Source organism: Pseudomonas arcuscaelestis (assembly GCF_016881005.1).
GTDB classification, from domain to species: Bacteria; Pseudomonadota; Gammaproteobacteria; order Pseudomonadales; family Pseudomonadaceae; genus Aquipseudomonas; species Aquipseudomonas arcuscaelestis.
Map to the genome: position 1 here is coordinate 152,439 of NZ_JACOPV010000017.1, position 11,370 is coordinate 163,808.

Annotated in this window: 10 protein-coding genes; all 10 read right to left on the reverse strand. The window is 58.9% G+C overall.

The window, feature by feature from the left end; all coding sequences use genetic code 11:
- Positions 1-6: 6 nt before the first annotated feature.
- Positions 7-1,473 carry a succinylglutamate-semialdehyde dehydrogenase gene (gene astD, locus H8F21_RS24245; RefSeq protein WP_203476424.1) on the reverse strand — a complete coding sequence of 489 codons (1,467 nt, stop codon included), beginning with the start codon at positions 1,471-1,473 and terminating at the stop codon, positions 7-9.
- The gene (astA, locus tag H8F21_RS24250; RefSeq protein WP_203475772.1) at positions 1,470-2,495 is read right to left on the reverse strand and encodes an arginine N-succinyltransferase; all 1,026 of its coding nucleotides are present in this window, start codon (positions 2,493-2,495) and stop codon (positions 1,470-1,472) included. Before astA ends, astD begins: the two co-directional genes overlap by 4 nt.
- A gap of 74 nt (positions 2,496-2,569) precedes the next feature.
- Positions 2,570-3,589 (reverse strand): arginine/ornithine succinyltransferase subunit alpha, encoded by a 1,020-nt coding sequence (aruF, locus tag H8F21_RS24255; protein WP_203475773.1) that lies wholly within the window; start codon positions 3,587-3,589, stop codon positions 2,570-2,572.
- Between the two features lie 131 nt (positions 3,590-3,720).
- Positions 3,721-4,941 carry an aspartate aminotransferase family protein gene (locus tag H8F21_RS24260; protein ID WP_203475774.1) on the reverse strand — a complete coding sequence of 407 codons (1,221 nt, stop codon included), beginning with the start codon at positions 4,939-4,941 and terminating at the stop codon, positions 3,721-3,723.
- A 279-nt stretch (positions 4,942-5,220) separates the two neighbouring features.
- Positions 5,221-6,201, reverse strand: a complete 981-nt coding sequence (gene argR, locus H8F21_RS24265; protein ID WP_203475775.1) for a GlxA family transcriptional regulator — start codon at positions 6,199-6,201, stop codon at positions 5,221-5,223.
- Between the two features lie 98 nt (positions 6,202-6,299).
- On the reverse strand, positions 6,300-7,064 hold the full coding sequence (locus H8F21_RS24270) for an ABC transporter ATP-binding protein (protein WP_203475776.1): 765 nt from the start codon (positions 7,062-7,064) through the stop codon (positions 6,300-6,302).
- Positions 7,065-7,130: 66 nt separating this feature from the next.
- A complete protein-coding gene (locus H8F21_RS24275) occupies positions 7,131-7,829 on the reverse strand; it encodes an ABC transporter permease (protein WP_136477577.1) in 699 nt (232 codons plus the stop codon).
- Positions 7,826-8,515, reverse strand: a complete 690-nt coding sequence (locus H8F21_RS24280; protein WP_203475777.1) for an ABC transporter permease — start codon at positions 8,513-8,515, stop codon at positions 7,826-7,828. The genes H8F21_RS24275 and H8F21_RS24280 overlap by 4 nt, the downstream gene beginning before the upstream one ends.
- A 90-nt stretch (positions 8,516-8,605) precedes the next feature.
- On the reverse strand, positions 8,606-9,391 hold the full coding sequence (locus H8F21_RS24285; RefSeq protein ID WP_203585511.1) for an ABC transporter substrate-binding protein: 786 nt from the start codon (positions 9,389-9,391) through the stop codon (positions 8,606-8,608).
- Positions 9,392-9,919: 528 nt separating this feature from the next.
- On the reverse strand, positions 9,920-11,370 hold a 1,451-nt coding region (acs, locus tag H8F21_RS24290; protein WP_203585512.1), incomplete at its 5' end, for an acetate--CoA ligase.

Consider the following 11,370-nt stretch of genomic DNA (forward strand, 5'->3'; position numbering starts at 1 on the left):
CTTTTGTTATAGGGAGACGCCTGGCGTCAGCGTGGCAGGCAGCGTCAGGCTGGCGGTCTCCAGCGAGGCTACCGGGTATGCGCAGTAATCCGCCGCATAGTAAGCACTGGCGCGATGGTTGCCGCTGGCGCCCACCCCACCAAAAGGTGCGCTGCTGGCGGCGCCGGTCAGTTGTTTGTTCCAGTTGACGATGCCGGCACGGCTTTGCAGCCAGAAGTACTGGTAGCGCGCGTGAGAGTCGGACAGCAGGCCCGCAGCAAGGCCGTACTGGGTATTGTTGGCCTCGGCAATTGCCGCATCAAAGTCGCTGTAGCGAATCACCTGCAGCAGCGGCCCGAAAAACTCTTCGTCAGGGCGATCTGCAACTGCGGTGACATCAACGATACCCGGCGTCAGCAGGGCCGCCGACGCTTGTGGCTGAGTCATTTCCAGCAGCGAGATCCCCCCATTGCCCAGTAACTGCGCCTGGGCATCGAGCAACGCCTTGGCTGCAGTGAGCGAGATAACCGAGCCCATGAACGGCGCAGGCTGTTGATCGAAAGCGCCGACAGTAATGTTTTTGCACACCTCGACCAGACGCTTGACCAGCGAATCACCCCACGCACCTTGCGGCACCAGCAGGCGGCGAGCACAGGTGCAGCGCTGACCCGCCGAGATGAAGGCCGACTGGATAATGGTGTAGACGGCAGCATCCAGGTCTTTGACCTCATCCACCACCAGCGGGTTGTTGCCGCCCATCTCCAGCGCCAGGATTTTGTCCGGGCGTCCGGCAAACTGTTGGTGCAGCAGGTTGCCGGTACGGCTGGAGCCAGTGAAGAACAACCCGTCGATACCCGAATGGGCAGCCAGGGCGACACCCGTTTCCCGGGCACCCTGAACAAGGCTCAAGACACCCGCTGGCAGGCCGGCTTCGATCCAGCACTTGACCGTCAACTCGGCAACTTTCGGGGTCAGCTCACTGGGCTTGAATACCACGGTATTGCCGGCCAGCAACGCCGGAACGATATGGCCGTTAGGCAAGTGACCCGGAAAGTTGTAGGGGCCGAAAACCGCCACCACACCATGGGGCTTGTGCCGCAGCACGGCGGTAGCATCGGCCAGCGGCCCACTTTTTTCACCGGTACGTTCGCGGTAGCTCTGCACCGAGATCGCCACCTTGTTGACCATGCTGGTCACTTCGGTGGCGGACTCCCAGAGTGGCTTGCCGGTTTCTTCACCGATGCAGCGCGCCAACTCATCGGCATTGGCCTTGAGTGCTGCGGCAAACGCTTCCAGCACACTGATACGTGCTTCCAGCGACTGCAATGCCCAGCCGCTGAACGCCTTGCGAGCGGCCTTGACGGCGCTGTCGACTTGTTCAGCGCTGGCTCCTTGCCCTTGCCAGACTACCTTCTGACTGACCGGGTCCAGTGATTGCAGCGCTTCAGCTTGTCCTGGCTGCCAGCTACCGGCGATAAAGTGAGTCGTCATTATTTGGTCTCCCGGGCAGCAGACAGTGGCACGGCACGTACCTGATCACCGGCACTCAGGCGCAAGCGTTTTGCAGTCAACGTATCGACCACCAGGGTGCCGGCCGCCAGGCGCGCTGGTGCCGCAGTGATGCGGCACTCTTCGCGCTTACGGTTATGAATAAGGAATGGTGTGGCGTCGTCGCCCGGCGTCCCTACCGCCAGAACCAGCGCCTGGCTGTCCTGCACCGCGCGGATCTTGCTGGTTTCGCACTCCACGGCAGGGCCCGCATCGAAGATGTCGACGTAGCCCTGATAGCTGAAGCCTTCGCTTTTGAGCATGGCCAACGCCGGCTCGGTGTCGGTGTGCACACGACCGATCACGCCACGCGCATCTTCGGAGAGGAAGCAGGTGTACAGCGGGAACTTGGGCATCAACTCGGCGATGAATGCCTTGTTGCCAACGCCGGTAAGGTAATCGGCCTGGCTGAATTCCATCTTGAAGAAGTGTCGCCCCAGGCTCTCCCAGAAGGGCGAGCGCCCCTGCGCGTCGGACATGCCACGCATCTCGGCGATGATCTTGTTGCCGAACAACTCGGCAAACTCGGCGATGAACACCATGCGTGCCTTGGCCAGCAGGCGACCGTTGAGGCCAGTGCGATAGTCACTGCGCAAGAACAACGAGCACAATTCGGAATTGCCGGTCAGGTCGTTGGCCAGGAACAGCGTCGGAATCTCCCGATAAATGTTCAGCTCCTGGGAAGCGCTGACAGTCAGGCCAACACGGTAGTTGTACCAAGGCTCCCGCAAGCCGACAGCGCCGGCAATTGCGGAAATGCCGACAACCTCACCTTCGTCGTTTTCCAGTACGAACAGGTAGTCCGCATCGCCGCGCTCAGCTTCGCCACGGAAGGTCTTCTCAGCCCAACTGACCCGGTGCGCCAGGCGCTCCTCGTTGGCCGGCAAGGTTGTCAGGCCAGTGCCTGTGCTGCGCGCCAACTCGATCAGCGCAGGTAAATCGCTGCTGCATACGGGACGAACGATCATGCTATCTCCTCGGGCGGCGACCTGTGGCCACCGCGAAACTCGACCTGGGGTGCTCGGCTATCAAGCCGCAGGAATCAAACCGCAACCAGGCGCACGCTGGCGCCATCACCGACGCCGAGGGCTTCGGCTGCTTCAAGACTCAGGGTAACCGGCTTGCCAGGCACCCAATCGAGCTCCAGCAAGACGGCACGGTAGTCCTGCAGTTGGCCGTTGCAGACCAGATAGGGGCGTCCGCCCTTAACCACCGTGCTATCGAGCTTGACCGGCACAACCCGGCTCTGGGCTATCGAGCGGATACTCGAGACCCGCGCATGCAGTGTCGGGCCGCCATCGAAGATGTCGATGTAGTGATCTGTCTCGAAGCCTTCACGCATCAGGATGTCGAAGGTGATCTGCGCACGCGGATGCACCTGGCCCATGGCCTCTTGCGCAGCATCGGGCAGCAGCGGTACGTAAATCGGGTAATGCGGCATCAGCTCGGCAAGAAAGGTCCGGCTTTTCAGACCACACAGACGCTCGGCTTCGGCATAGTTGAGGTCAAAGAAGTTACGCCCAATGGCATCCCAAAATGGCGAATCGCCGTTCTCATCGCTGTAGCCCACGATTTCGGTCACCACCGAATCGGCGAAACGCTCAGGGTGCGCAGCCATGAACAGCAGGCGGCCACGGGAGTTGAGCTCCGACCAGCCCGTACCGACCAGCTCCGGCAGTACATAAAAGCTGGTGAGCAGACTGTTGCCTGTCAAGTCGTGGCACTGCGAGAGGACATGTATCTTGTTGTGGATCTTCAGCTCACGTGAAGCATGCACAAAGGTTTCATTGCGAAAGCTGTAGAACGGCTCGGAATAGCCAGCCGATGCTACGATCGCCGAGCAGCCGACCAGCTTGCCGGTAATGCTGTCTTCAAGGACAAAGAAGTAGCTCTCTTCCCCGTTGAAACTGACCTCGGCAGCGAAGGAGGTCTCTGAGGCGGCAATCTTGTCGCTCAAACGACCGGCATCATCTGGCAAGGACGTGACACCAATGGGGCTGTCCGCTGCCAGACGCTGTACTTCGCCTAGATCAGCCACTTGCGCGGGGCGCATCACCAGCATGGTGTCACTCCTTTCGGGAAAACAGGCCAGCCATCGCCAGCACGGAAAAAAACAGCAGGCGCCCTTGGGCACGTGCTCTGGAATTCGGATTCACCGGCCCCGAAGGACCGATGAACATACCTGGGCGTCAATCAAGCCTGGGTCAGTTTTATTGCAGCACGCTCGAAACGGTCCAGACCTTCGTCGATGTCGGCATCTTCGACCACCAGGCTTGGGGCGAAACGCACAACGTCGGGACCGGCCTGAAGGACCATCAAGCCTTCTTGCTCGGCAGCGTTGAAAATATCCTTGGCCTTGCCTTTCCAGGCATCGGACAGCACGCAGCCAATCAACAGACCCATGCCACGAACCTGGGTGAATAGACCGTACTTCTCACCAATCTGCTCCAGGCGAGCCTTGAACTTCTGGTGCTTGGCCTTCACGCCAGCCAGCACCTCAGGGGTGTTGACCACATCCATCACCGCATTGGCTACCGCACAGGCCAGCGGGTTGCCGCCGTACGTGGTGCCGTGGGTGCCGACGGTCAGGTGTTTGGCCAGGGCTTCAGTGGTCAACATGGCGCCGATCGGGAAGCCACCACCCAGGCTCTTGGCACTGGACAGGATGTCTGGCGTTACACCGTAGTGCATGTAGGCGAACAACTCGCCGGTACGGCCAACGCCGGTTTGCACTTCGTCGAAAATCAGCAGCGCGTTGTGCTTGTCGCACAGCGCGCGCGCACCTTCCAGGTAGGCCTGATCAGCTGGAACCACACCGCTCTCGCCCTGGATCGGCTCGATCACGACGGCGCAGGTCTTATCGGAAATTTGTGCTTCGAGGGCTTTCAGATCGTTGTAAGGCACATGGCTGATGCCGGTGATCTTCGGACCGAAACCATCGGAATACTTCGGCTGGCCACCCACACTCACGGTGAACAAGGTGCGACCGTGGAAGCTGTTGACGGTCGCAATGATCTCATGCTTTTCCGGACCGAAACGGTCATGGGCTACGCGACGGGCCAGCTTGAAGGCGGCCTCGTTGGCTTCAGCCCCGGAGTTGCAGAAGAACGCGCGCTCGGCGAATGTGGCGTCGACCAGCTTGTGGGCCAACTGCAAGGCCGGCTCGTTGGTGAACACGTTCGACACATGCCACAGTTTATTGGCCTGCTCGGTCAGCGCGTTGACCAGCGCCGGATGAGCATGTCCCAGAACGTTAACGGCAATCCCGCCGGCGAAGTCGATCAGCTCGCGGCCCGACTGATCCCAGACTCGGGAGCCCGCACCACGAACGGGGATGAAAGCCGCCGGTGCGTAATTGGGGACCATTACCTGGTCGAAATCGGCGCGTTGCACCGGAGCTTGCTCAACGGACATCGGAGTCTCCTGAAGAGGAACGCCTGCCTGGAACTGGCGAGCGATGGGGGGATTGTAAGGACAGATTGGCGCGCTACCTTGTCGCCAAGCGACAACTTCTTATAGCGCCAAACCCTGTTTTACCAAGGCTTTCGGCAATGCGACAAATAGGGTCGCAAAGGCGCAGTTTAAACGGTGCGTGGGATGGGTGGGAGATTCTGTTCTGATGGATCAGTTGCAGGCTCCCACCCTGTCCAGTTCGACCAAAACCCGGGACCGCACCGCGAGGCGATTAAAACGTCAGCCGCGTTCAGCAGGCACCGAGGACAACTCGAAAGGACTGCTGCTTCGTCGCTGGTTACGGTCTTCACGTGGCGTTGCGCCAAAGAAGTTGCGATAAGCACTGGAGAAGTGCGGCCCAGAGGAGAAACCACAGGACAAGCCAATCTGGATGATCGACTTGCTGGTCTGCATCAACATCTGTCGCGCCTTGTTAAGACGCAGTTCAAGGTAATACTGGCTGGGTACGCGATTGAGGTATTGCTTGAAGATGCGCTCCAACTGGCGCCGCGACACGCACACGTGCTGGGCTATTTCATCAGTGGTCAACGGCTCTTCGATGTTGGCCTCCATCAGCAACACGGCCTGGGTCAACTTCGGGTGACTCGACCCCAGGCGATTCTGCAACGGAATGCGCTGACGCTCACCACCCTCGCGGATTCGCTCGACCACCAACTCTTCAGACACCGCACCCGCAAGTTCCGCGCCATGGTCGCGAGCCAGTACTGCCAACAGCAAGTCGATAACCGACATCCCGCCACAAGCCGTCAGACGATCACGGTCCCAGTCGAACAGATGACTGGTGGCAATCACCTTGGGAAAGCGTTCAGCAAAATCATCCTGCCAACGCCAGTGCACCGCTGCACGGTAGCCCTCGAGCAAGCCCAACTGCGCCAACGGATAAACCCCTGCCGACAGGCCGCCGACAACACAACCGGCACGCGCCAGTTGCTTGAGAGCGCTGGCCAGTCCAGAGGCCACCGCCACAGGTGGCTCATCCGCCAGCAAAAACAACTTCTGGCAACCTTCCAGGCGCCCCGCCCAAGGCTCACCCGGCAGACGCCAGGCACCTTCAACGGCGGGCTCGGCCTGCAGGAACGACAACTCATAGACCACCTCTGGATGCACCCTTTGAGCAACCCGCAAAACCTCCTCAGCCAGCGCCAGGGTCAGGGCTTTGGTACTTGGCCAGATGAGAAAACCGATTCGCTGGGTGGTCATTGAGTGCGGTCCGAAACCTGAGAGAGGTCAAGAAGATAAAGCCCGGTCAGGCTGCGATCAGCTCGCAGCATGACCCATTTTGGTGCAAAACAGCAATCTTACTTCAGGCTGCCCGAAAGGAATTGCTGCAGGCGCTCGGACTGCGGATTGACCAGCACTTCGCGCGGGTTACCGGTTTCCTCCACCAGGCCTTTGTGCAGGAACACCAACTGGTTCGACACTTCGCGGGCAAAGCCCATTTCGTGCGTGACAACCACCATGGTCCGGCCTTCCTGGGCCAGCGACTGCATGACCTTGAGCACATCACCGACCAGTTCGGGGTCGAGCGCCGAGGTAGGTTCGTCGAACAGCATGACCTCCGGCTCCATCGCCAGCGCACGGGCAATGGCTACACGCTGCTGCTCACCACCGGACATATGCCCAGGATAGGCATCCTTGCGATGCGACACACCGACCTTGGCCAGGTAATGCTCGGCTTTTTCCAAGGCATCCTTTTTCGACATGCCGAGCACGTGAACCGGTGCTTCGATGATGTTTTCCAGTGCGGTCATGTGCGACCACAGATTGAAGTGCTGAAACACCATCGACAGGCGCGAGCGCATGCGCTGCAACTGCTTGGGATCGGCCGCTTTCAGCGCGCCGTCCTTGTTGGCCACCAACTTGAGCTCTTCGTTGTTGAGCAGGATCTTGCCTGCATGCGGCTGCTCAAGCAGGTTAATGCAACGCAGGAAAGTACTTTTGCCCGAACCACTGGAGCCGATGATGCTGATCACGTCGCCCGCCTTTGCGGCCAGGGACACGCCCTTGAGCACTTCGTGACTGCCATAGCGTTTATGCAGGTCTTGGACTTGAAGTTTGTACATGCTGTCGGTTCTCACAAAGCTGTCAGTCTTGAGCTAACGCCCAGGGCAAAAAAGTTACCGCAGGCCTTAGCCCTTGCGCGGCGCCAGGTAGCCAAGCCAGCGGCGCTCGGCCAACTTGAACAGGCGTACCAGAATGAACGTCAGGCACAGATAGAACACGCCGGCAGTGATGTAGGCTTCGAACGGCAGGTAATACTGGGCATTGACCGTGCGCGCTGCGCCAGTGATGTCAATCAGGGTAACGATCGACGCCAGACTGGTGGTTTGCAGCATCATGATCACTTCGTTGCTGTACTGCGGCAGAGCCCGGCGCAACGCCGACGGCAGCAGGATGCGGCGATACATCTTGACCCGCGACATGCCCATGGCCTTGGCCGCCTCGATCTCGCCGTGCGGCGTAGCCCTGAGGCTGCCGGCTATGATTTCCGCGGTGTAGGCACTGGTATTGATGGCAAAGGCCAGGCAAGCACAGAAGGTTGCGCTGGACAGCCACGGCCACAGGAAGCTCTCACGCACCGCCTCGAATTGAGCCAGTCCGTAGTAGATCAGGAACAACTGCACCAGCATCGGCGTGCCGCGAATCACATAGGTGTAGAGCCAGGCAGTCAGGTTGACCAGCGGCTGCTTGGAAACGCGCATCAACCCCAGTGGGATGGCCGTCAGCAAACCGAAGAACAGCGACAGCGCCAGCAACTTGAGGGTAGTCAGCAAACCACCCAGATACAGGGGCATCGCTTCCCAGATGACGTTGTAGTCGAAAATCATAGATCAGCCGCCTTTACGCCAACCGAGTAGCGCTTCTCGAGGTAACGCAGGGCCAGCAGCGAGACACTGGTGATCACCAGGTAAAGGGCTGCGACCGCCAGGTAGAAGGTGAAAGGTTCACGCGTGGCATCCGCTGCCTGCTTGGCCTTGAACATCATATCCTGCAGACCGACTACGGAAATCAGTGCCGTAGCCTTGGTCAGAACCAGCCAATTGTTGGTGAAACCTGGAATGGCCAGGCGAATCATCTGCGGCACCATGACCCTGAAAAACACCTGCAGACTGCTCATGCCATACGCCACGCCGGCCTCGGCCTGCCCTTTGGGAATGGCCATGAAAGCGCCGCGAAATGTCTCTGAAAGGTAGGCACCAAAAATAAAACCCAGGGTGCCGACGCCCGCTACCAGCGGATTGAGATCAATGTAGTCGTCGTAACCGAGCAGCGGTGCGACGCGATTAAGCAGGTCCTGACCACCGTAGAAGATCAGCAGGATCAGTACCAGGTCGGGAATCCCGCGGATTACCGTGGAATACAGGTCGCCCAGCCAGGCCAGCCAGCGCACTGGCGACAGACGCAGGGATACACCGATAAGGCCGAGTACAATGGCAAGGGCCATAGACGACAAGGCAAGCTGCAGCGTAAGCCACACGCCGTCGAGGATAACTGCCCCGTAGCCTTTCAACATAATGAGGTCCTCGACCTTTGGGATGAAAAAATGGTGCAAACCTCAGAGTCTCTGCTGCTTGCACCATTACACAGGTGTCACGTCGACGATTTACTTGGCTTCAGGGCCGTAGATGTCGAAGTTGAAGTACTTGTCCTGGATCTGCTTGTACTTGCCATTGGCACGGATACCGGCGATGGCAGCGTTGATACGATCCAGGTTGGCCTTGTCGCCCTTGCGTACGGCAATGCCGACGCCGTCACCGAAGTACTTCACATCGGTAAAGGACGGACCAACGAAGGCGTAGCCCTTGCCAGCGTCAGTCTTCAGGAAGCCGTCTTCAAGCAGCGTAGCATCGGCCACGGTGCCATCCAGACGACCCGCCGCTACGTCCAGATAGATTTCGTTCTGGGTGCCGTAAGGAACGATGGTGGCACCTTGAGGAGCCAGGACTTCCTTGGCGAAACGATCGTGGATCGAGCCACGCTGCACACCAATTTTCTTGCCCTTGAGCTCGGACAGATTGTCGCTGACGGTGGTGCCTTCCTTCATCACCAGACGCGCTGGGGTCAGGTAGTACTTACCGGTGAAGTCCACGGACTTCTTGCGGTCTTCAGTGATCGACATGGACGAGAGAATGGCGTCGATCTTGCGCACTTTGAGTGCTGGGATCAGGCCGTCGAACTCTTGCTCGACCCAAGTACACTTGACCTTCAGCTCTTCGCACAAGGCGTTGCCGATGTCGTAGTCGAAGCCAACGATGCTGCCATCGGGCGCTTTCGAGGCGAACGGTGGGTAAGCGGCCTCGATACCGATTTTCAGCGGTTTCTCATCAGCCAGCGATGCCAGGGAAAACACGGACAGCGCCAGTGCGCCAAGCAGTGCGAGTTTCTTCATCTGGAACTCCATCGGTAAAGGGCAATACGAGGCAGCGGATAACAACTGCCCAATTTGCGAATGGGTACAACGCGAGCTGCGCAGGGTCGACGAAACGTCTGACACACCACGAGCGAGTGATCGGCATTTTAGCGACAGCTCCGAAGCCGATGTTTCCTCAATGCGACAACTAGTTATAGAAGCGCAGGAACCAAGGGGCGGAGATATTGACAGCTTTCGCAGAATATGCAAAAGCAAAAGACAAATAACCAATCAATGAAGCAATAAGCGGGCCTATTATTGGCAAAGCCTTCTAATCCGGCAAGTGTAGCCTTTCAGCGGGCTCAATTTGCCGCCGTGATTGCACCGAAATCGACCGTTAGTGTTTCCCTTGGCCCCGTTACCGGCCAGCACCGGTGACAGATTGGTTACCGATGATTGTCGGAGTAACAGAAAGCACAAAGCCCCGCAGGCACTGCCTGACGGGGCTTTGTGGCGCTTGGGCAGGTTAGCTCCCAGGCGTGGGAGCTAACCTGCACAGCGATACCTTTAGGCGCAAACCTTGCTCATATCCTTATGGGTATCGATCAATTGCTGAACCACTCCCGGATCGGCCAGTGTCGAGATATCACCCAAGCCATCGTACTCAGCCGTGGCGATCTTGCGCAGAATGCGGCGCATAATCTTGCCCGAACGGGTCTTCGGCAGGCCAGGCGCCCACTGAATGACATCCGGGGAAGCAATCGGGCCAATTTCCTTGCGCACCCAGTTTTTCAGCTCCAGGCGCAACGCCTCGCTCGGCTCCTCGCCACCGTTGAGGGTCACGTACACGTAGATACCTTGACCCTTGATGTCGTGAGGCACGCCAACCACCGCAGCCTCAGCCACTTTCGGGTGCGCAACCATAGCGCTTTCGATCTCGGCAGTACCCATGCGGTGGCCCGATACGTTGAGCACGTCATCGACGCGACCGGTGATCCAGTAATAACCGTCTTCGTCACGGCGAGCGCCGTCACCGGTGAAGTACATGCCACGGAACGTCTTGAAGTAGGTGTCGACGAAGCGATCGTGGTCACCGTACAGCGAACGCGACTGACCTGGCCAGGAGTCGAGGATCACCAGGTTGCCTTCGGCAGCGCCATCGATCAGGTTGCCGAGGTTATCCACCAGGGCCGGCACCACACCAAAGAATGGACGGGTCGCCGAACCTGGCTTGAGGGCCGTGGCACCCGGCAACGGGCTGATCAGAACACCGCCAGTCTCGGTCTGCCACCAGGTATCAACAATCGGGCAACGCTCCTTGCCAACAGTCTGGTAGTACCAGTTCCAGGCTTCCGGGTTGATCGGCTCACCCACCGAACCGAGCAGGCGCAAGCTTGAACCATCGGCGCCGGCAACAGCAGCCTGACCTTCAGCCATCATTGCGCGGATAGCAGTTGGAGCGGTGTAGAGAATATTGACCTTGTGCTTGTCGATGATCTTCGACACACGGGTGATATCCGGATAGTTCGGTACACCTTCGAACAGTACCGTGGTAGCACCATTGGCCAGCGGACCATAGACAATGTAGCTGTGGCCGGTGACCCAGCCGACGTCGGCGGTGCACCAGTAGACTTCACCCGGGCGATAGTCGAACACCCGCTCGTGCGTCAATGCCGCGTACACCATGTAGCCACCAGTGGTGTGCAGCACACCTTTTGGCTTACCGGTGGAACCTGAGGTGTAAAGGATGAACAGCGCCTCTTCGGCACCCATCTCTTTTGGTGCACAGTGGCTGGAGGCGACCTTCATCAGGTCTTCGTACCAGATATCACGATGTTGGTGCCAGGCAATGTCACCGCCGGTGCGCTTGCACACGATGATCTTCTGCACGCTGGCGGTTTCCGGGTTGGTCAGCGCCAGGTCGACATTGGCCTTGAGCGGCGTACGACGACCACCACGCAGACCTTCGTCAGCGGTGATCACCACTTTGGATTTGCAGTCGATAATGCGTCCAGCCA

What these genes read in the sequence shown, in the direction of transcription:
- astA (WP_203475772.1), bottom strand. Translation starts at nt 2,495, where the DNA reads ATGATCGTTCGTCCCGTATGCAGCAGCGATTTACCTGCGCTGATCGAG.
- aruF (WP_203475773.1), bottom strand. Translation starts at nt 3,589, where the DNA reads ATGCTGGTGATGCGCCCCGCGCAAGTGGCTGATCTAGGCGAAGTACAG.
- H8F21_RS24260 (WP_203475774.1), bottom strand. Translation starts at nt 4,941, where the DNA reads ATGTCCGTTGAGCAAGCTCCGGTGCAACGCGCCGATTTCGACCAGGTA.
- argR (WP_203475775.1), bottom strand. Translation starts at nt 6,201, where the DNA reads ATGACCACCCAGCGAATCGGTTTTCTCATCTGGCCAAGTACCAAAGCC.
- H8F21_RS24270 (WP_203475776.1), bottom strand. Translation starts at nt 7,064, where the DNA reads ATGTACAAACTTCAAGTCCAAGACCTGCATAAACGCTATGGCAGTCAC.
- H8F21_RS24275 (WP_136477577.1), bottom strand. Translation starts at nt 7,829, where the DNA reads ATGATTTTCGACTACAACGTCATCTGGGAAGCGATGCCCCTGTATCTG.
- H8F21_RS24280 (WP_203475777.1), bottom strand. Translation starts at nt 8,515, where the DNA reads ATGTTGAAAGGCTACGGGGCAGTTATCCTCGACGGCGTGTGGCTTACG.
- H8F21_RS24285 (WP_203585511.1), bottom strand. Translation starts at nt 9,391, where the DNA reads ATGAAGAAACTCGCACTGCTTGGCGCACTGGCGCTGTCCGTGTTTTCC.